Raw genomic sequence first — 19,908 nt, 5'->3', positions numbered from 1 at the left:
AAAAAGGGCGGTCTATTTTTTGTGAAAAGGGAGATCCTTATGGCATTATTCGGCACACTGGTGAACGTGCTGCTCATCATCATCGGTTCGGTCATCGGCCGGTTTCTCGGAAGGATACCCGAACGGATCAGGGAGACGGTGACTTATGCCATCGGGCTTGCAGTCATGGTCATCGGCATCCAGATGAGCTTTGCAACGTCACAGATTATCATCGTCATCATCTCGATTGTCGTCGGAGCGGCGATCGGCGAATGGCTCGACCTGGACGGACAGCTGAACCGCCTTGGCCGCTGGATGGAGTCCAAGGCAGGCAAGACTCCGGGAGAAGATGGCCAGGGCGGCATCGCCCAGGGGTTTGTCACAGGGACACTCATCTTCGTAATCGGTTCAATGGCAGTCATCGGGGCGATCGACAGCGGGCTCCGCAACGATCATGACGTCCTGATTGCAAAAGGCATCATTGACGGATTCACGGCATTGATCCTCAGCTCGACGCTCGGCATCGGAGTCATCCTGTCCGCAGTGCCCGTCTTTCTTTACCAGGGCGCAATCACGTTGCTCGCATCCGTCATCAGCCGGTTTATCCCGGATGACATGCTGCAGTTTTTCATCGAGGAAATGACGGCGACCGGAGGGCTCATGATCATCGCAATCGGACTAAACCTGATCGGGCTGACGAAGATCCGGGTGGCAAACCTCATTCCGGGCATACTCATCGTGGCTGTCGTGACCGGACTCCTGTACGGGTTTGGTTTCATGCCGGCAGCAGGCGAGTGAGATCGCCCTTGCAGTCACACGGCTCATCATGAAGGGAAGGTGAAGCCGGGTATTCTGGAGGACTTCCTGGCTGTTGGATGAGGCGGCATTGACGACGCCCTTGATCGACAGGTCCCCGATCGGCGGCAGTGTCTTTCCTACAGCCCTCCCGGGGAAAAGTGGGCGGTCTTCAATGACAATCTGCCCGATGTGCTCGGTCCTGCCGAGGCAGGCATCAATCGCCACGGTGAATACATCCTCATCGGTCTCGGCGATCCGCTGAAGATTCAGCGCATGGACCGGCCTGTCAAGCGTTCCGAGAATCGGATGGCGAAGGCTCCCCTGTTCGGTGAGCGAGGTGCCGGTCAGCGGACCGTAGGCGTCTCCGGTCGACCGGTCCGTCCCGATGCAGACAAACCGGACCGGCCGCTCGCCGAATGGTATGTGGCGGAGAAGGACGGTGGCGATCCTCCAGGCAGCCCCCGCCTCCGCGTAATGGAAACGTCCCTGTTCAGAACTCGTCCCGATGCGGATCATATGAACCTCTTTTCTATGCGTGTTTTTGGAAGTATACGCGCAAAAGTGAGAGGATATACAGAAGTTGAAGGAGGTTGATGCCTATATGGCCAAAGAACCTACAGTGGCGGAGACAGTCGGCGAAGAGGCCAAGCGGACGTTTGATTTGATCGGCCGTGCAAAGGATGCATTGTTCAGTGAGGAGCTCTGGCTGAATGTCGGGCTGGTTGCCCTGAAGATCCTGCTCATCATCATTCTTGCCGGACTGGTCGTCCGCATCGGCAAGGCGGTCCTCCGCCGTGTCTTCAGCGTCAGGCTCCGGCGTCCGTTGTCCGACCGGCGGGAGCGCACGCTCCTTAAACTGCTGGAGAACGTCATTTCCTACGTCGTCTACTTCGCTGCGATCCTCGCCATATTGTCGACATTCAATATCAATGTTGCCGGCCTCATCGCCGGAGCGGGAGTTCTTGGTCTTGCTGTCGGTTTCGGCGCGCAGAGTCTTGTGAAGGACGTCATCACCGGATTCTTCATCATCTTCGAGGACCAGTTCTCGGTCGGTGACTATGTCCGGATCGGCGAAGCCGAGGGCACCGTCGAGGAGATCGGTCTCCGCACGACGAAGATCAAGGTCTATACGGGGGAACTGCACATCATCCCGAACGGCAATATCCAGGAGGTCGTCAACTCGTCGATCTATAATTCATTGGCGATCATCGACGCCCGGATCTCTTACGAGACGAATATTCCAAAAGCCGAGCGGCTGATCAGGGAATTCCTGGATGGACTCATGGATAACGAGAAGTACGGGGACCTGCTGGCTCCTCCTGAGCTGCTCGGTGTGCAGAGCCTCGATCCGAACTACGTCGTCATGCGGATATCCGCGGAAACCGCCCCGATGATGCACTTCGGCCTGGCGCGCCAACTGCGCATGGACCTGAAGCAATTCCTTCAGGAAAACGGAATCGAGATTCCGTATCCAAAAATGGTCATGGTGGATTCGAAACCATCGGAATGACATGTTAGAATCAGGAGTAGAAGCAGAATCCCGGAGGTGGTCCCGGTGGAGCCGAGAGAATATGGCATCGGAGACGTGGTTGAGATGAAAAAGCCGCACCCGTGCGGCACTAATGCCTGGAAGATCATTCGTCTGGGAGCGGATATCCGGATCAAATGCACCGGATGCCAGCACAGCGTCATGATCCCGCGGCGAGACTTCGAGAAAAAGTTGAAAAAAGTGCTTGAACGTGCAGAGGCAGGGGAATGATGGACATCCCTGCCTTTTCTTCTTATACTTATAAAGTTGTAGGGATTGAATCAGACTGTTTATTTTTTTTGTATATAGATTGAAAGGTTGTGGAAACCCATGGCATTAACTGCCGGAATCGTCGGGCTCCCGAACGTCGGGAAGTCGACACTGTTCAACGCCATCACCAAAGCCGGAGCGGAAGCGGCCAACTATCCGTTCTGTACGATCGACCCGAACGTCGGGATCGTCGAAGTGCCCGACGCGCGCCTTGACAAACTGACGGAACTCGTCAAACCGAAGAAGACAGTGCCGACAGCATTCGAGTTCACGGATATCGCCGGCATTGTCAAAGGTGCCAGCAAAGGCGAAGGCCTCGGCAACAAATTCCTCTCGCATATCCGTGAAGTCGACGCAATCTGCCAGGTCGTCCGCTGCTTCGCCGATGAAAACATCACACACGTCTCCGGCAAGGTCAATCCGATTGATGATATCGAAGTCATCAACCTTGAACTGATCCTCGCCGACCTGGAGAGCGTCGACAAGCGCCTGACTCGTGTGTCGAAGATGGTCAAGTCGAAGGACAAGGAGGCGCTCATTGAGGAGCCGATCCTGAAGCGCCTGAAAGAAGCATTCGAAAACGAAAAGCCGGCCCGCTCGGTCGACTTCACCGAAGACGAGCTGAAAGTCATCAAGGGCATGAACCTGCTTACAATCAAGCCGATGCTGTATGTGGCAAACGTTTCGGAAGACGAGATCTCGGATCCGGGCAACAATGAATACGTCCGGCAGGTCCGCGAATTCGCAAAAGGAGACAATGCCGAAGTCATCGTAGTCTGCGCGAAAATCGAGGAAGAAATGGCTGAACTCGATGATGACGAGAAAGCGATGTTCCTCGAGGAACTCGGCATCGAGGAAGCTGGCCTGGACCAGCTGATCCGTGCATCTTACAACCTGCTCGGCCTGGCCACTTACTTCACGGCCGGTGAGAAGGAAGTGCGCGCCTGGACGTTCCGCAAGGGCATGAAGGCCCCGCAGTGTGCCGGTGTGATTCACACCGACTTCGAGCGCGGATTTATCCGCGCCGAAACGGTCTCCTATGAAGACCTGCTTGAAGCAGGATCGATGGCCGCAGCCAAGGAAGCGGGCAAGGTCCGCCTGGAGGGCAAGGAATACGTTGTCCAGGACGGCGACGTCATGCTGTTCCGCTTTAATGTCTGATAAACAAAACAGCTCCGGCTCCGCTAATGATGCGGTGCCGGGGCTTTGAATTTGAGGGACGATCATAACGGGAGACCGGGAAACGGTGCCGAAAGACCAGGCAAAGAGAATAAGAGTCCAGGCAAGGGACATGAGAGTCCATGCAGGGAATATAAAAGACCAGGCAACTACGGGCAGTCAGCTTTCGTGAGTCGTGCCGCTATGCGGCCCTTCTTCCGTCGCAACGGGTTCATCCGGTGTTGCCGCCTTTCCTTGCGGATCATAGGCGTAAAGTTTCGGCATCTCGGGATCGTCCCTGATCAGCCAGTTGTCCGGAAGCTTCTTTAGCCGGCGGTTCATCTCCAGATCGCCCGCCGCCCCGCCGATCAGAAAGGCCGACAGCAGGATCAGAAGATGGCTGTCGAGCCAGATGCCGATAATGCCCGGAAGAATTCCCGTGAGCCATAGAGGCAGAAGCAATGCGCGGCGCATCGGTTTGTTTCGGAGCGGAATCTCGGTCGTCGCATACGCGATGCCCATCTCCAGGTTCACCCCGTAGGCCATTTTCTTGAACGGTACACCTCCGAACACCCGGAAACCAAGCAGATGACAAGCCTCATGCAGCACGATGAGCACCACATAGCCGACGGCGAACAGCAGCAATCCGAGCATGAAACCCCCGAACGAGACGGACACCGAAAGCTCTCCCCGCACGAGGAAACTGACCAGATATAGGACAGCCGCACCCCCAACCGTCAGCCAGAGACTCTGCTTCATCACCCGCCGGAGATCCAGCTCAATCACCCGATCCGGCTCCCGCGATTCCAAATCTTCCATGTTCACTTAATTGCCCCCTAGTTTTAAATGTCTGTTTGGTGTTGATTGCAGCGGAAGGCCGCGACTCCAGCGGGAATAGCTTGAGCCGAAGACCGCAAAAAGCGGAGTGGTGCGTGGGCTAAGGCCAAGCCCGCGGAAAGCGTCCGCCTGGAGCGAAAATCAACCTGCCCCATACAACAAATTATACGACAACTTCCTTCTCCGGACTTTCCATAGAAAATAGTTGAAAACGGACAGGCACCGTGGTAGAATAAACCGATGTGAGTAAGTATTGAATATTTTACTCCTTGCCTGCCGCATCGCGGCCGGCCACAAGTCCACAAGGAGGTGACATCTTGATGAACAAGTACGAAATCATGTACATCATCCAGCCGAAAATCGAGGATGAGGCGAAAAAAGCACTCGTTGAGCGCTTTGATGGAGTCCTCACTTCTGAAGGTGCGGAAATCATCGAGTCGAAAGAATGGGGCAAGCGTCGTCTCGCTTACGAGATCAACGACTTCCGCGAAGGGGTTTACCACATCGTAAAAACCAACGCGCCTACTACTGCGATCGATGAATTCACACGTCTTGCGAATATCAACGAAGACATCATCCGTCACATCGCGATCCGCGAAGACGAGAAGTGATTCTCCGTTAAACAGAAATCTCAAAAGGGGGTTGTTGTCTGATGATTAACCGTGTTGTCCTGGTCGGCCGACTAACGAAGGATCCTGAACTGAAATACACGCAGTCGGGCATCGCCGTCACCCGCTTCACCCTTGCCGTGAACCGTCCGTTCACGAACCAGCGCGGAGAGCGGGATGCGGACTTCATCAACGTGGTGACCTGGAGGAAGCAGGCCGAGAACGTGGCCAACTTCCTGCATAAAGGAAGCCTCGCGGGTATCGATGGCCGCATCGAGACGAGCAGTTTCGACGGCCAGGACGGAAAGCGCGTCTTCATGACGGAAGTCGTGGCGGACAGCGTCCAGTTCCTCGAACCTCGCGGAGCGGGCGGCGACCGTGGCCAGCAGGCATCGCCGTCCTACGGCGGACAGCCTCAGCAGAGCCAGCCGTCCTACAACAATAACAATTATCAGGGGCAATCCCCGAATCAGAATAACTATACACGCACGGATGATGATCCGTTCTCGCCGGGCGGCGGACCGATCGAAGTATCGGACGACGACCTGCCGTTCTGATCATCACACCGTAAATCCAAGAACAAAGGAGGCGAACCAGTATGGCACCACGTCGCGGACGCAGACGCCGTAAGGTCTGCTACTTCACGTCCAACAACATCACGCACATCGACTACAAAGACGTCGATCTGCTTAAAAAATTCATCTCCGAGCGCGGGAAAATCCTCCCACGCCGTGTGACGGGTACTAGCGCAAAATGGCAGCGCAAGCTTACAGTTGCTATCAAGCGTGCCCGGATCATGGGCCTTCTTCCATTCACAGCGGAAGAACGCTAATTATGAGAACGAAAGACGTTCCGGCCTTTGCCGGAATGTCTTTTTTTCTATCGGGGGACGGGCACCGCGGGCAGCCGCCGTAGTCCCGTCCCTTTTTGGTCGCTACAGCAAAACATGATACAATGATAGGAAGATTCCACTTCAAAATCTGGTGGGTATCCTATCCGAAAGAAGGCTGACCATGGGTAATGACAACGCGAGAAGACTGACCTTCGGCGCGATGATGGCCGCCTTGTTCACACTGCTCACGGCCATCACTTACTATGTGCCGGTCCTCGGTGTGCTCACGGTGTTCTTTATCCCGCTTCCGGTGGCGCTTTACAGCGCGCGCTACAGCCGCGGCCCTTCACTGACGGTGACGGGCGCAGGGGTCATCCTCTCCCTCCTGATCGCCGGTCCGGGCGGGCTGATCCTGGCCCTGCTCAACGCCCCCGTCGGATTCATCATCGGGGATGGCGTGAGAACCGGAAAATCCAAATTGTATATTTTCATGGCGTCGGGTCTGGCAGTCCTCATCACCGGGGTGCTGCAATACGCGGCTGCCGCTTTATTGATGAACCTGAACATCATCGCAGAGCTGACCGGCCAGATGCGCGAAATGTACGCGCAGGCGGGCGAGCTGATGGACCGGATGGGACAAAAGCCGCCGGAATACGATGAAATGGTTTCCACCGCGCTTCTGCAGGTAGAGACGCTCATCCCTTCGGCCTTCATCTTTGTCTCCTACGGTACTGCATTGGTGACACTCGCTATCCTCTTCCCGGTCATGCGGAAGCTGGGGACGGCGGTGCCAAAGTTTCCGCCGTTCCGCGACATGAAACTGCCTGCGGTACTCCTCATCTACTACGTGATCATCCTGATCGCGTCGCTGATCGGGGAATTCGAGCCCGGCTCGACGGGCTATCTGATCGTCATGAATGCGATGCTCATCCTGCGGACGCTATTTTTCCTGCAGGGACTGTCGCTGATCGCATATCTTCTCCATGCCTCCGGCAAACCGGGCTGGCTCCTCGTGTTTGCGGTCTTCCTGGCGCCGCTGCTGTTCCCGATCATTTCCTTGCTCGGGATCATCGACACCGGCTTCAAGCTGAGGGGGTACATTACGGGAAGCAAAGGAAAGTGAGTGGCTGACGAATGGGAAGTTTTTTCAGACAACGGCCGATACGGACACCGCTTGCGGTCCTGACGGTGATTGTTCTCGGGGCGACCGTCCCGATATGGCTTTACAATGAATGGGTTGCTGCTGCATGGCTGATCGTTGCCATTCTCGCGCTTGCTGCCGCATGGCGCATTGAGGCAAGGACCTATGCAGAGACCGAGAAACATATCGAAAACCTGTCCGTCCGGATGAAAAAGGTCGGAGAGGAAGCACTGCTTGAGATGCCGATCGGAATCATCCTCATCAACGACCAGTTCACGATTGAATGGTCGAACCCGTACATGTCCCAGCTGCTTGAGCACGATACGCTCATCGGCGAGGAACTGTTCGGGCTGTCCGAGGATTTCCGCTCCTTCGTCAAGGAAGGCGCAGATCCGGAAGGGGTCATCTCCCTCGGTAATAGGCAATACAAGGTGATCTATAAGCCGGAAGAAAAGCTGTTCTACCTGTTCGACATTACCGAGCAGCTCGAGATCGAGACGCTCTACTATGCGGACCGGACCGTTCTCGGCATGATTCTTGTCGACAACTACGATGAACTCTCTTCCGGCATGGATGATCAGACGAAAAGCCGTCTGAACAGCCTGGTGACCACCCGCATCAATGATTGGGGAGCCGAATACGGCATTTATGTGAAGCGGTTCAGTTCGGACCGGTTCCTTGCCGTACTCAATGAGTCGATTCTCCATGAACTGGAAAAGGACAAGTTCAGGATCCTTGACTCCATCCGTGAGGAAACGGCGCGTGAAAGTTCGGCACTTACGCTCTCCATCGGAATCGGGGCGGACTCCGCCTCCCTTCCCGAACTCGGGGAACTCGCCCAGTCCGGACTTGACCTCGTCCTCGGCCGCGGCGGCGACCAGGTTGCCATCAAGCAGCCGAGCGGCCGAGTGAAGTTCTACGGCGGCAAGACGAATCCTGTCGAGAAGCGCACCCGCGTCCGCGCGCGCGTCATCTCGCATGCGCTGCGCGACCTGATCCAGGAAAGCGACAAGGTGATTGTCATGGGACACAAGCTCCCCGACATGGACGCCATCGGCGCGGCCGTCGGGGTGCGCCGGATGTCCCAGCTAAATGGCGTCGAAGGCTTTGTCGTCATCAACCCGGACGAACTTGACGCAAGCGTCATCCGCCTCATGGAGGAGATCCGCTCGGAGCCTGACCTCTTCCGGCACTTTATCACGCCGGATGAAGCGCTCGGCATCATTACCGACCGGACGCTCCTCGTCATCGTGGATACGCACCGGCCGAACTTTGTCGTCGATGAGCGTCTTCTCGGCAAGGCGGAAAAGACGGTTGTTATCGACCACCACCGCCGCGGCGAGGAGTTTATCGAGGACACACTACTGGTCTACATGGAGCCGTATGCATCATCGACGGCCGAACTCATCACCGAACTCTTGGAATACCAGCCGAAAGGCGAGAAAATATCGCCGCTGGAGGCTACGACGATGCTTGCCGGCATCGTTGTCGACACGAAAAGCTTCACGCTGCGCACGGGATCCCGTACGTTCGAGGCCGCTTCCTATCTCCGCTCGAATGGTGCCGACACGGTACTGATTCAGCGGTTCATGAGAGAGGACATCGGCACGTACCTTGAACGGGCGGACATCATCAGGACCGTCGAAATTCTGGAAGGCGGCATCGCCATCGCGATCGGCGCGGAAGGGGAGCCCCACAGCCCGGTCCTTGTCGCGCAGACGGCGGATACACTGCTCACGATGAAGGGCGTCGTCGCATCATTTGTCGTGGCGCTCCGGCCTGAAGGTCGGGTCGGCATCAGTGCACGCTCGCTCGGCGACCTGAATGTCCAGCTGATTGCGGAGCGGCTCGGCGGCGGCGGACATCTGACCAATGCCGCCGCACAACTGGATACGGACTCCGTCAGTGAGGCACTCTCCCTGCTGAAGGAGACCATTATCGAAATGACAGAAGGGGGAACCGAAGAATGAAAGTGATCTTCCTTAAAGATGTAAAAGGCAAAGCAAAAAAAGGCGATATCAAAGAAGTTTCCGTCGGTTACGCACAGAACTTCCTGTTTAAGAACAACGTCGCTGTTGAAGCGACGCAAGCAAACCTGAGCAAGCTGGAAGGCCAGAAAAAGCGTGCCGAAAAGGATGCTGCAGAGGAATTTGCCGAAGCAAAGGAACTGCAGGCAAAGCTCGAGCAGCTGACCGTGGAGCTCAAGGCGAAATCCGGCGAAGGCGGCCGGCTGTTTGGTTCCATTACGTCGAAGCAGATTGCATCTGCGCTTGAAAAGCAGCAGGGCATCAAGATCGACAAGCGGAAGATGGACCTGCCGGATGCAATCCGATCGCTCGGCTATACCAACGTTCCGATCAAGCTCCATCCGGACGTCACCGCGACGCTCAAGGTGCATGTGACGGAAGAATAAGGAGAGAACGGAATGGAACAGCAGTTTGACCGCATCCCGCCGCACAGCAACGAAGCCGAACAGTCGGTGATCGGGGCGATCTTCCTCGAGCCGCAGGCACTCATCACGGCGGCGGAGACGCTTGTTCCGGAAGATTTCTACCGGGTATCCCACCAGAAAATCTTCCGGACGATGGTGACGCTCAGCGACCGCGGTGAAGCGATCGACGTCGTCACCGTCACCGAGGAACTTTCGGCGAAAAAAGAGCTGGAGGACGTTGGCGGCATCTCCTATCTCACGGAGATTGCAAATGCCGTGCCGACCGCTGCGAACGTCGCATACTACGCGAAAATCGTCGAGGAGAAGGCGCTTCTCCGGAGGCTGATCCGGACTGCGACAGGCATCGTCGAAGACGGCTTCACCCGTGAGGATGAGGTCGATGCGGTGCTTGCCGAGGCCGAGAAGAAGATGATGGAGGTCGCCAGCCGCAAGAACGCGGGCGACTTCAAACACATCAAGGACGTCCTCGTCCAGACATACGACAATATCGAACTGCTCCACACCCGCAAAGGCGAGGTCACCGGCATCCCGACAGGATTCCGTGACCTCGACCACATCACGGCCGGTTTCCAGCGAAATGACCTGATCATCGTTGCGGCACGGCCGTCTGTCGGTAAGACGGCCTTCGCGCTGAACGTCTCCCAGAACGTCGCGACGAAGGCCGGCGAGAATGTCGCCATCTTCAGTCTTGAGATGGGCGCCGACCAGCTGGTCATGCGGATGCTCTGCGCTGAAGGCAACATCGATGCGCAGGTGCTCAGGACCGGCGCACTTGAAGCTGAAGATTGGCGCAAGCTCACGATGGCGATGGGAAGCCTGTCGAACGCCGGAATCTATATCGATGACACACCGGGCATCCGGGTGAGCGAAATCCGCGCCAAATGCCGCCGCCTCAAGCAGGAGCACGGACTCGGCATGATCATGATCGACTACCTTCAGCTGATCCAGGGCAGCGGCAAGCCGGGCGAGAACCGCCAGCAGGAAGTCTCTGAGATTTCCCGCTCGCTCAAAGGCCTCGCCCGTGAACTGCAGGTGCCCGTCATCGCCCTGTCCCAGCTGTCACGTGGTGTCGAGCAGCGCCAGGACAAGCGGCCGATGATGTCCGACCTGCGTGAATCGGGTTCGATCGAGCAGGATGCCGATATCGTCTCATTCCTCTACCGCGAGGACTATTACGACAAAGAGACCGAAGATCAGAACATGATTGAAATCATCGTCGCGAAGCAGCGGAACGGCCCGACCGGTACGGTAAAGCTTGCATTCGTGAAGGAATACAACAAATTCGTCAATGTCGACTGGAGCCAGCATGAGGCGCCGCCGGCATAACAAAAAACCCGAACGTTCGATGCTGGAGTGCATCTGTGCGTTCGGGTTTTTCTTGACCCGTTACCCGATCATTGGTACACTATATCTGTTTGAAATCGGACGTGAACAATAGGCCGTCCATCGGAGGTGCAGATCTATGCCATCAGTGGTGGTAGTCGGAACGCAGTGGGGAGACGAAGGAAAAGGGAAGATCACCGACTTCCTGTCGGAGAACTCGGAGGTCATCTCCCGTTATCAGGGCGGAAACAACGCAGGCCATACGATTATTTTCGGCGGAGAGACGTATAAGCTACACCTGATTCCGTCGGGAATTTTCTATAAGGATAAAATCTCGGTCATCGGCAACGGAATGGTCGTCGATCCGAAGGCGCTTGTCACCGAGCTGGAAGGGCTCCATGCCCGTGGGGTCGAGACGGATAACCTCCGCATCTCGAACCGCGCGCACGTCATCCTGCCCTACCACATCAAGCTGGATGAAGTCGAGGAACTCCGCAAGGGCGACAACAAGATCGGCACGACCGGCAAGGGCATCGGGCCTGCATATATGGACAAGGCCGGCCGCATCGGTATCCGGATTGCGGACCTCCTCGATAAGGAAGTGTTCGAGGAAAAGCTGACCCGCAACCTTAAGGAAAAAAATCGCCTGCTTGAGAAGTTCTATGAGACGGAAGGCTTCCGGGTGGAAGACATCCTCGACGAATACTACGAGTATGGACAAAAGATCGCACAGTATGTGACGGATACCTCAAAAGTGCTGAACGACGCACTTGATGAAGGACGCCGTGTCCTCTTTGAAGGCGCACAGGGCGTCATGCTCGACATCGACCAGGGGACGTACCCGTTCGTCACGTCATCGAACCCTGTGGCAGGCGGCGTCACGATCGGTGCCGGCGTCGGTCCGACAAAGATCGACCACGTTGTCGGCGTGTGCAAGGCCTATACATCCCGTGTCGGAGACGGACCGTTCCCGACGGAACTGTTTGACGAAACCGGCGACCGCATCCGCGAAGTGGGCAAGGAATACGGCACGACGACGGGCCGCCCCCGCCGCATCGGCTGGTTTGACAGTGTTGTCGTCCGCCATGCGCGCCGCGTAAGCGGGCTGACCGATCTGACGGTCAACTCCATTGACGTGCTCACGGGCCTCGACACAGTCAAGATCTGCACGGCCTACCGTTATCAGGGCGAGCTGATCACCGAGTACCCGGCGAACCTCCGGGTGCTGGACGACTGCGAGCCGGTTTACGAAGAGATGCCCGGCTGGAGCGAAGACATCACAAGTGTCCGTTCCCTTGACGAACTGCCGGAAAATGCACGCCATTACCTGGAGCGGATTGCCCAGCTGACAGGCGTCGAGATCTCCATCTTCTCGGTTGGTCCCGATCGTACACAGACCAATATCATCAAGAGCGTTTGGCGATAAGCCGAAGCCTGAAGCCACCCTCCTGCCCGGAGGGTGGTTTTTTTCTGTTGTTTCCGGAGGGCATTCATATGAAATTCCTTTCCTTTTTCTGTCTACTTCAGCTGTTATATCTGTCATTTAGCTGAAATAATAAACGAATATTTTGGAATGTTGTCTGGGTATTGGGTCCCATTTTACATTTGGATTACAAACGACCCACATTTCTTGTACCTATAAATTTGAACTGTTAAAGTGGCTAAGGCTGAGTTAATAAATAAAGAGATATAGATAGAGAAACACAGAAAGGAAAAGGAAATGAGATGCAAGGAAGCACAGATAATTCCAATGTAAATCCTCCATCCAACAAACACAAAAGGATGGGGAAAATAAGGAAATTTTCATTGGCGGCACTCATAGGTTCACTGCTCTTCACCGGGACAGGCTTTGCGAGTGAAAGCCTCCATGACCAGTACTATGTCTATGAAAATGGCGAGTATATCGGGACAGTCAAGAACCCGGAAGTTGTTGACCATGCGGTTGACGAGAAGAAAGCCAAGGCAGAGGCCGCCCATGAAGATCTTGACCTCGTTGTAGGCCGTGATCTCTCCGTCGTAAAAGAGAAAGTTTTTGGGAACGCCGCTTCTGAGGATGAGGAATCCGTCAAGAAGACACTGGAAGAAGCGCTTACTGTAGAAGCAGAGTCTGTCGCTGTCCAAGTAGGCGGAGACACCCTGTTTTACCTCAAGGATGCAGATGCATTTGACCGTGTTATCCGCGGTGTCAAGCTAAACCATATGACAGAGGAAGAACTGTCCGACTATGAAACCGCTCGGGAAGCAGGCGAATTCCCTGAGCCTGAAGCAGGCCAGACTCAGGTGACGAATCTTTCCGTGAAGGCGGACCTGCAGGCAAAAGAAGTCTATACCGCTCCGGAGAACATCAAGACGGAAAAAGAAGCACTTGATCTCCTGCTTTCCGGCAGGCAGGTCGAGCGTGATTATACAGCGGCAGAAGGTGACACGCCTGAAGCAGTCGCAAAGTCGCATGGCATGAGCGTTCAGCAACTTCTCGAGTTGAACACCGGGATGGATGAACAGGCAGATCTTGCTGCCGGCGACAAGATAAAAGTCCTCAAAGAAGAACCGTATGTGGATGTTACTGTCACCCGGAAGCATCTCGAAGCCTCACCGATCGCACATAAAAAGGTCACGAAGGATGACAAGACGATACTGAAAGGCGAGAAAAAAGTTGCCCAAGCCGGTAAAGACGGCAGAAAAGAGATGCTGTCGGTCACGGAGACCGTGAACGGGAAGACGGTATCCAAGAAGGTATTGGAAGACAAGGTAGTCGAAGAGCCGGTAGACGAACTCGTCCTGAACGGCACGAAAGCCGTGGAAGGCGTTTCCACAGGGAAATTCATCTGGCCGGCGCAGGGCGGTTACATCTCGAGCCAAAAGGGGCAGCGGTGGGGCCGCCAGCACAATGGCATCGATATTGCCCGCCCGAAGGGAAAAGCGATTCTTTCAGCTGATGCGGGAACGGTCACCGAAACGGGACCTCTGGGCGGTTTCGGCAATCGTGTCGTGGTCGACCACGGGAATGGCTATACGACTCTGTATGCCCACCTTGCCTCAATCAGTGTCAAGCCAGGACAGAAGCTTGCACGGGGACAGAAACTTGGCGTGATGGGCAGCACAGGCAACTCGACGGGTGTGCATCTTCACTTCGAAGTGCGCAAAAATGGACAGCTTATCAATCCGCTCACCGTTGTGAGCCAGTAATTCAAATAATGAAGGAAAAGGACGGCAGGCCGCAGGGCTCGCCGTCTTTTTCGGACATTTTAAATTTCCCGGTATTTTTTCCGGGAAATATGTCGTTTCAGGACGATTATTGCCCGGGAAATGATGTTTTATTTCCCGGATTCGACTGCCTTTGCCTTTATCACACGAAACCCTTAAAGCGGACTATTAAATAGGTTGAGAGCCAACCCCACAAAGATGCGGAACTTGCAAACTCGTGATAGCATAAGGGAAACAGGAACGAACCTGATAATGAGAAGGGAAGACCATCATGGACAAGACGATTCTTGTAGTGGATGATGAAAAACCGATTGCGGACATCCTCCAATTCAATCTGAAAAAAGAAGGCTACAACGTCATCACCGCATATGACGGTGAAGAGGCGCTTGAGCGTGTTGAAGAGACGGTTCCGGATCTTGCACTGCTGGATATCATGCTGCCAAAAAAGGATGGTATGGAAGTTTGCCGTGAACTGCGGAAGAAGTATGACTTTCCGATCATCATGCTGACAGCAAAGGATTCCGAGATCGACAAAGTCCTCGGACTGGAGCTCGGCGCAGATGATTATGTCACAAAGCCGTTCAGCACCCGTGAACTGATCGCGCGTGTAAAGGCCAATATGCGACGCCACCAGGCGGCGCCGGCAGAGTCGGAAGAGGAAGTGTCCAACGACATCACCGTCGGCCATCTGACGATCCAGCCGGACGCCTATCTCGTCCAGAAGCGCGGCGAGCAGATCGAGCTCACCCACCGGGAATTCGAGCTGCTCCACTATCTGTCCAAGCATATCGGCCAGGTGATGACGCGTGAGCACTTGCTCCAGACGGTCTGGGGCTACGACTACTTCGGCGATGTACGGACGGTTGACGTGACGATCCGCCGCCTCCGCGAGAAGATCGAAGACAGCCCGAGCCATCCGGCATGGATCGTGACAAGGCGCGGCGTCGGCTATTACCTGAGAAATCCGGAACAGGAGTAACGTCTCATGCAGAAAGTCGGCTTTTTCCGGTCCATTCATCTGAAGTTTGTCCTGATGTACGTTCTTCTCATCCTGATCGCGATGCAGATCATCGGCATTTACTTTGCCCAGGAACTTGAGAAGACATTGAAGGCCAACTTCGAGGAATCCATACAGGACCGGGTAAATCTCCTGCAATTCAGCGTCAGGGAGGAATTGATACGGCAGAGGACCGAGGAAGACCCCTCACCCGAGGAAAGTCTGAAATCGGTCCTTTCCGGTTTTTCCTCCGAGGACATCATCGAAGTGAGGGTCATCGACTCCAAGATGCGGATCCTCGCCACATCCGAATATGAAAATCAGCAGCTGGTCAATCAAAGCTCGGTGGATGAGCTTGTATGGAATTCCATTCAGTCCGGTACCCAAACCAAGAGCACCTACCTGAATGAGTCACAGCGAAGAATCTGGGTGCTGGCGGTACCGATTGTGTCCGGAGGCGAAGTGATCGCCGTTCTGCATATCCAGTCGAACGTCGAGAAGGTATACAGCCAAATCAACGATATTAACCAGATCCTCGCCGGCGGGACGGCTTTCTCACTCGGAATTACGGTGATTCTGGGTATTCTCCTTGCCCAGACAATCACCCGCCCGATTGCTGATATGACGAAGCAGGCAAGCGCCATGGCAAAAGGAAACTTTGCCCGAAAGGTGCGGGTTTACGGCCAGGATGAGATCGGCGACCTTGCAAAGGCATTCAACCACCTGACAACCCGCCTTCAGGAGGCGCAGTCATCGACCGAATCCGAGCGGAGGAAGCTTGCTTCGGTCCTTTCCAACATGACCGACGGCGTCATCTCGACCGACAGGAAGGGCCGCATCATCCTGATCAACGATACAGCGCTCGGCATGCTGGGCGTTCCGCGCGAGCATGTGCTGAATCGCCCCGTGCCGGCTGTGCTCGGCCTTGAACAGGAGCATACCTTCGAGGATCTGGTCGATATGCAGGAACCGGTCACGATCGATTTCAGTGATGAGGAAAGGCCATACATCCTCCGGGCAAACTTCTCGGTCATTCAGAAGGAGACCGGATTTGTAAACGGCCTGATCGTTGTTCTTCATGACATCACCGAGCAGGAGAAAATTGAGATGGAGCGCCGGGAATTTGTTTCGAATGTCAGCCACGAACTGCGCACGCCGCTTACCTCGATGCGGAGCTACCTGGAGGCGCTGGCTGACGGAGCCTGGAAAGACGAGGAGATTGCTCCATCCTTCCTGCATGTCACACAGACAGAGACGGAACGGATGATCCGTCTTGTCACGGATCTTCTGCAGCTGTCGCGGATGGACAGCAGAGAATATGAGCTGAACACCGACATCGTGGATTTCGTGAAATTCTTCCACCGGATCATCGACCGGTTTGAACTCATGAAATCCAAAGATGTCCAGTTTATCAGGCTGATCCCGCCGGGTCCGCTGTACACGGAGCTGGACATGGACAAGATGACCCAGGTCATCGACAACATCATCTCCAACGCCCTGAAATACTCCCCGGACGGCGGCAATGTCCGGTTTACTGTACAAGCGGAAGATGATCATATAAAAGTAGCGGTCTCAGACGAAGGAATGGGTATTCCGGAAACAAATGTGAAGCGCATCTTTGAGCGGTTCTACAGAGCGGACAAGGCCCGCTCGCGTGCGATGGGCGGTACGGGACTCGGGCTGGCCATCGCCAAGGAAATGATCGGGGCGCACGGGGGCCACATCTGGGCGGAGAGTGAGGAAGGCAAGGGGACCACCATCTTCTTCACACTTCCATTCGAAGTTGTAGAGGCGGGTGAGTGGGATTGAAATATATAGAGCATATCAAAACGGCAGTCCTCATTCTCCTTATCCTTCTTAGCGTCACACTGACTTTCTCCATATGGACATTCCGTCCCAATTACGAGCCGATCGAACAGTCACCGACATCTGAAATCACCCTCGGGGATAAACAGAAACTCAGTGAAGTAATACTTCCCTACAAGATAATCTCCACTTCCCGGGACGGCATAACCGGCACCACGGACAGGGAGGACATCAAGACGCTGATGGACTTCATGAAGACCTGGTCATTCCAGAACCTGGCCGAGGCTGACAAGGAGATCACAGCAGATGAGGCGGACGAAATCATCAGCCAGCCCGAATCCGTTACGCTCTTTTTCCGGTCTCCTATTCCGTTCGGAGTCGTGGACAGTCTGTTCCGGTTCAGTGATTCAGTGACGACAGAGTCAAGCTTCAGCCAGGTTGTCATTGAAACACAATCGGACATCGGTCTTGTCCACTTTATCGGAGCAGACGGCGGGCGGAGATTTACAGCCCATGTGACCGGAGTGAAGCCGGAACGGCTGAGCAGCCTTATGGCGGGAGCCGAAGAGTACGAACCTTTTGCCGCAGTCGAGCGTGAAACAGCCAGGACGCTTTATCTTCCCGCAACAAGTAATTCGGTCAGCAACATGACCTTCTTCCAGCAGGATATCAGTCCTTCAGACTTCAGTGAAGCGCTGTTCCCTGATATAAGCATGGTAAAGAAGGAACCCTTCGGTGAGCATTCGGAAAAATACTTTGATATCAATTACCAGATGATCGTTGATACACAGATGAAAACATTGAAATTTACGAATATCAGTATGAGAAGTGAAAATGAAGGGGTTTCCATCCCAAGTGAACTTCTTCTGGACAGTATGAATTTCGTCAACAAGCATGGAGGCTGGACCAATGACTTCGTCCTGTCCTCGATGGACCCGCTCCGTAAACTGATCAAATACCGGATGGAGGTCGAGGGGTACCCCGTTTTCAGTGATAGCTCGCTTACTTTCACTGAAATCACCCAGATCTGGGGCAACGGCCAAATCTCCAGCTATTCAAGACCTTATTACCAGCTGGGTCAACCCCTCCCGGAAAGTTCGGAAAAACGCCTTCCGGCCGGAACGGATGTGGCGGAATACCTTCGTCAACAACCGGAAGTCGACTTTGATCATGTAAGTGACATTGTCCGGGGATACGAACTCCAGCGAAATGAAGAAACGTTATACACGCTGGAGCCGGCTTGGTTCTACGAGGAGAGCGGGGAATGGTATCCTGTGAAAAAAGCCGGAACAGGAGGTGGCAGGAGTGGACTGGAGTAAGACAAAGACCATTTTCATCGTCGTATTCGCCATCCTGAATGTTTTCCTGTTCTCGCTATATTTGAACCGGTCCGAAAATCTCGAGGTGCTTGGTGAAACGAGCATTGAAGACCGGCTGAGGGTGGACGATATCACTTACGGTGATCTTCCGGAGACCAAGGAAGCCTTTCGTGTTTCCGGCGAATTGATGCCTGTCAGCACGACAGAGCTGAGGGAACTGGCAGGCCAGACGCCCAGGATTACTGGGGAAAATACACTCATTTCAGAGCTCGAGGAACCGTTTGGCCTGGAAGACAGTAAAGGCAAGCTGAACTTTGAGGACTTCCTTGAAAAATATGTGACGAACGGCAAGGATTACACGCTATGGGAAGTGGATGAGGAAAATCGGGTTGCGACCTTTTTCCAGGAATATGACGGCAGAACAATCTTTTATAATGAGAATTCGACGCTGACCGTCCATTGGAATGCAGAACGGGAAGTCACCCGGTACGAGCAGTCCATGTTGTACAATCTGAAGGATATTAACGAAAAGAAAACCCTGAATACGCCTCTCCAGGCAATCAGCTTGCTGTCCCGGTCGGGCAGTCTGCAGCCGGGTTCCGACGTCAGGGAAGTGAAACTGGGCTACTCTCCGCTTGTGCAGTTAACTCAGACGCAAGTACTGGTGCCGACCTGGCATATTCATGTAGAATTGGACGATGGCACTACGGCCGATCACTTCGTCAACGCAGTGGATAATAAGATAATGGACAAACTTTCCGAACCAGACACAGAAGAAGAAGAACAGTAGGAGGCCGAAACGTGAGATTCAGTGTATTGGCCAGCGGCAGTACGGGCAATTGCATTTATATAGAAAACGATGAGCATGCCTTCCTTGTGGACGCGGGCTTGAGCAACAAGAAGCTCGAGGGGCTTCTCGGAGGCATCGGCCGCAGCATGAAGCAGGTCGACGGCATCTTCGTCACGCACGAACACAGTGATCACATCAGAGGTCTGGGCGTGGCGGCCAGGAAGTATGGCATGCCGATCTACGCAAACGAAAAGACGTGGAAAGCGATGGACGGCCTGGTCGGAGACATTCCGGTCGGCCAGCGGTACACCTTTGATATGGAAGCGGTGAAGTCGTTCGGCAGTCTTGACATCCAGTCGTTCGCGGTTTCGCATGACGCCGCTAACCCGATGTTTTATGTTTTCCATGACAGCGGGCGCAAGCTTGCTCTCATCACAGATACCGGCTATGTGAGCGACCGGATGAAAGGCTGGATTTCCGGGTCGGACGCATTCGTCTTTGAAAGCAACCATGATGTCGGCATGCTCCAGATGGGCCGCTACCCATGGAACGTCAAGCGGCGCATCCTGAGCGATGTCGGCCACGTATCGAATGAGGATGCGGCGGTCGCAATGAGTGAAGTGGTGGAGCAGAAGGAAACACGCATCTACCTTTCCCATCTGTCAAAAGACAACAATATGAAAGACCTTGCGAGACTGAGTGTTTCGCAGACGCTTGAAACTTGCGGCGTCCGGCCCGGCGAATTCGTGCATCTGTTTGACACCGATGCAGAAGAACCGACCGAGCTGGTCACCGTCTGAACAGAATCCGTCCCTTGAGGGGGCGGATTTTTGTTTTGGAGAGACACAACAAGCCTTGCTGTGTTC

General features: G+C 54.7%; 20 protein-coding genes. 18 read left to right on the top strand and 2 right to left on the bottom strand.

Annotated features, from left to right (window positions below):
• Window positions 1-39: 39 nt before the first annotated feature.
• Window positions 40-777 (top strand): DUF554 domain-containing protein, encoded by a 738-nt coding sequence (locus DZC51_RS07925; RefSeq protein WP_157294838.1) that lies wholly within the window; start codon window positions 40-42, stop codon window positions 775-777.
• Here DZC51_RS07925 and yyaC read toward each other — a convergent pair.
• A complete protein-coding gene (gene yyaC / locus DZC51_RS07920; protein WP_157294837.1) occupies window positions 658-1,293 on the bottom strand; it encodes a spore protease YyaC in 636 nt (211 codons plus the stop codon). The two genes, DZC51_RS07925 and yyaC, sit on opposite strands and share 120 nt — an antisense overlap.
• A gap of 85 nt (window positions 1,294-1,378) precedes the next feature.
• Between yyaC and DZC51_RS07915 the strand changes: the two genes are divergently transcribed.
• From DZC51_RS07915 to ychF, 3 genes are all read left to right on the top strand, one after another.
• Window positions 1,379-2,287, top strand: coding sequence for a mechanosensitive ion channel family protein (locus tag DZC51_RS07915; protein ID WP_157294836.1), 909 nt, complete (start codon window positions 1,379-1,381; stop codon window positions 2,285-2,287).
• 45 nt (window positions 2,288-2,332) lie between these two features.
• Window positions 2,333-2,536, top strand: coding sequence for a DUF951 domain-containing protein (locus DZC51_RS07910; RefSeq protein ID WP_157294835.1), 204 nt, complete (start codon window positions 2,333-2,335; stop codon window positions 2,534-2,536).
• A gap of 99 nt (window positions 2,537-2,635) precedes the next feature.
• Complete coding sequence (ychF, locus tag DZC51_RS07905) at window positions 2,636-3,736, top strand: redox-regulated ATPase YchF (protein WP_157294834.1); 1,101 nt, start codon at window positions 2,636-2,638, stop codon at window positions 3,734-3,736.
• 177 nt (window positions 3,737-3,913) lie between these two features.
• On the opposite strand, the gene DZC51_RS07900 is transcribed toward ychF, so the two are convergent.
• Window positions 3,914-4,552 carry a DUF3267 domain-containing protein gene (locus DZC51_RS07900; RefSeq protein WP_232524091.1) on the bottom strand — a complete coding sequence of 213 codons (639 nt, stop codon included), beginning with the start codon at window positions 4,550-4,552 and terminating at the stop codon, window positions 3,914-3,916.
• Between the two features lie 338 nt (window positions 4,553-4,890).
• Here DZC51_RS07900 and rpsF point away from each other — a divergent pair, with 338 nt between their 5' ends.
• The 14 genes from rpsF to DZC51_RS07830 all read left to right on the top strand — a co-directional run bounded on the left by rpsF (window position 4,891) and on the right by DZC51_RS07830 (window position 19,842).
• A complete protein-coding gene (gene rpsF / locus DZC51_RS07895) occupies window positions 4,891-5,181 on the top strand; it encodes a 30S ribosomal protein S6 (RefSeq protein ID WP_008300436.1) in 291 nt (96 codons plus the stop codon).
• Window positions 5,182-5,222: 41 nt separating this feature from the next.
• A complete protein-coding gene (ssb, locus tag DZC51_RS07890) occupies window positions 5,223-5,735 on the top strand; it encodes a single-stranded DNA-binding protein (RefSeq protein ID WP_157294832.1) in 513 nt (170 codons plus the stop codon).
• A gap of 41 nt (window positions 5,736-5,776) precedes the next feature.
• Window positions 5,777-6,010, top strand: coding sequence for a 30S ribosomal protein S18 (gene rpsR, locus DZC51_RS07885; RefSeq protein ID WP_008300433.1), 234 nt, complete (start codon window positions 5,777-5,779; stop codon window positions 6,008-6,010).
• Between the two features lie 181 nt (window positions 6,011-6,191).
• Window positions 6,192-7,133: a YybS family protein gene (locus tag DZC51_RS07880; RefSeq protein ID WP_157294831.1), complete on the top strand. Its 942-nt coding sequence runs from the start codon at window positions 6,192-6,194 to the stop codon at window positions 7,131-7,133.
• 11 nt (window positions 7,134-7,144) lie between these two features.
• Window positions 7,145-9,121 (top strand): DHH family phosphoesterase, encoded by a 1,977-nt coding sequence (locus tag DZC51_RS07875; RefSeq protein ID WP_157294830.1) that lies wholly within the window; start codon window positions 7,145-7,147, stop codon window positions 9,119-9,121.
• Complete coding sequence (gene rplI, locus DZC51_RS07870) at window positions 9,118-9,564, top strand: 50S ribosomal protein L9 (protein WP_157294829.1); 447 nt, start codon at window positions 9,118-9,120, stop codon at window positions 9,562-9,564. The genes DZC51_RS07875 and rplI overlap by 4 nt, the downstream gene beginning before the upstream one ends.
• Window positions 9,565-9,576: 12 nt before the next feature.
• Window positions 9,577-10,929, top strand: a complete 1,353-nt coding sequence (gene dnaB / locus DZC51_RS07865; RefSeq protein WP_157294828.1) for a replicative DNA helicase — start codon at window positions 9,577-9,579, stop codon at window positions 10,927-10,929.
• A gap of 136 nt (window positions 10,930-11,065) precedes the next feature.
• A complete protein-coding gene (locus DZC51_RS07860) occupies window positions 11,066-12,352 on the top strand; it encodes an adenylosuccinate synthase (RefSeq protein ID WP_157294827.1) in 1,287 nt (428 codons plus the stop codon).
• A 380-nt stretch (window positions 12,353-12,732) separates the two neighbouring features.
• The gene (locus DZC51_RS07855) at window positions 12,733-14,112 is read left to right on the top strand and encodes a peptidoglycan DD-metalloendopeptidase family protein (protein WP_198304080.1); all 1,380 of its coding nucleotides are present in this window, start codon (window positions 12,733-12,735) and stop codon (window positions 14,110-14,112) included.
• Between the two features lie 289 nt (window positions 14,113-14,401).
• Window positions 14,402-15,109, top strand: a complete 708-nt coding sequence (yycF, locus tag DZC51_RS07850; RefSeq protein ID WP_157294825.1) for a response regulator YycF — start codon at window positions 14,402-14,404, stop codon at window positions 15,107-15,109.
• A gap of 6 nt (window positions 15,110-15,115) precedes the next feature.
• On the top strand, window positions 15,116-16,936 hold the full coding sequence (gene walK / locus DZC51_RS07845; RefSeq protein WP_157294824.1) for a cell wall metabolism sensor histidine kinase WalK: 1,821 nt from the start codon (window positions 15,116-15,118) through the stop codon (window positions 16,934-16,936).
• The gene (locus DZC51_RS07840) at window positions 16,927-18,252 is read left to right on the top strand and encodes a YycH family regulatory protein (protein WP_157294823.1); all 1,326 of its coding nucleotides are present in this window, start codon (window positions 16,927-16,929) and stop codon (window positions 18,250-18,252) included. Before walK ends, DZC51_RS07840 begins: the two co-directional genes overlap by 10 nt.
• Entirely contained in the window at window positions 18,239-19,042 is an 804-nt protein-coding gene (locus tag DZC51_RS07835; RefSeq protein ID WP_157294822.1) for a two-component system regulatory protein YycI, read from the top strand. The genes DZC51_RS07840 and DZC51_RS07835 overlap by 14 nt, the downstream gene beginning before the upstream one ends.
• 11 nt (window positions 19,043-19,053) lie before the next feature.
• A complete protein-coding gene (locus DZC51_RS07830) occupies window positions 19,054-19,842 on the top strand; it encodes an MBL fold metallo-hydrolase (RefSeq protein ID WP_157294821.1) in 789 nt (262 codons plus the stop codon).
• Window positions 19,843-19,908 lie beyond the last annotated feature (66 nt).

This window comes from Bhargavaea sp. CC-171006 (assembly GCF_009761675.1).
In the GTDB taxonomy this organism is placed as follows: Bacteria; Bacillota; Bacilli; order Bacillales_A; family Planococcaceae; genus Bhargavaea; species Bhargavaea changchunensis.
Note: the sequence above shows the minus strand (reverse complement) of the source record. Positions and strands in the feature narration are given on the sequence as shown.

Excerpts from the sequence above, each read along its gene's own strand:
- rpsF (WP_008300436.1), top strand. The coding sequence starts at position 4,891 with ATGAACAAGTACGAAATCATGTACATCATCCAGCCGAAAATCGAGGAT.
- rpsR (WP_008300433.1), top strand. The coding sequence starts at position 5,777 with ATGGCACCACGTCGCGGACGCAGACGCCGTAAGGTCTGCTACTTCACG.
- rplI (WP_157294829.1), top strand. The coding sequence starts at position 9,118 with ATGAAAGTGATCTTCCTTAAAGATGTAAAAGGCAAAGCAAAAAAAGGC.
- yycF (WP_157294825.1), top strand. The coding sequence starts at position 14,402 with ATGGACAAGACGATTCTTGTAGTGGATGATGAAAAACCGATTGCGGAC.
- DZC51_RS07875 (WP_157294830.1), top strand. The coding sequence starts at position 7,145 with ATGGGAAGTTTTTTCAGACAACGGCCGATACGGACACCGCTTGCGGTC.
- yyaC (WP_157294837.1), bottom strand. The coding sequence starts at position 1,293 with ATGATCCGCATCGGGACGAGTTCTGAACAGGGACGTTTCCATTACGCG.
- DZC51_RS07925 (WP_157294838.1), top strand. The coding sequence starts at position 40 with ATGGCATTATTCGGCACACTGGTGAACGTGCTGCTCATCATCATCGGT.
- DZC51_RS07880 (WP_157294831.1), top strand. The coding sequence starts at position 6,192 with ATGGGTAATGACAACGCGAGAAGACTGACCTTCGGCGCGATGATGGCC.
- walK (WP_157294824.1), top strand. The coding sequence starts at position 15,116 with ATGCAGAAAGTCGGCTTTTTCCGGTCCATTCATCTGAAGTTTGTCCTG.
- dnaB (WP_157294828.1), top strand. The coding sequence starts at position 9,577 with ATGGAACAGCAGTTTGACCGCATCCCGCCGCACAGCAACGAAGCCGAA.
- DZC51_RS07860 (WP_157294827.1), top strand. The coding sequence starts at position 11,066 with ATGCCATCAGTGGTGGTAGTCGGAACGCAGTGGGGAGACGAAGGAAAA.
- ychF (WP_157294834.1), top strand. The coding sequence starts at position 2,636 with ATGGCATTAACTGCCGGAATCGTCGGGCTCCCGAACGTCGGGAAGTCG.
- ssb (WP_157294832.1), top strand. The coding sequence starts at position 5,223 with ATGATTAACCGTGTTGTCCTGGTCGGCCGACTAACGAAGGATCCTGAA.
- DZC51_RS07900 (WP_232524091.1), bottom strand. The coding sequence starts at position 4,552 with ATGGAAGATTTGGAATCGCGGGAGCCGGATCGGGTGATTGAGCTGGAT.
- DZC51_RS07915 (WP_157294836.1), top strand. The coding sequence starts at position 1,379 with ATGGCCAAAGAACCTACAGTGGCGGAGACAGTCGGCGAAGAGGCCAAG.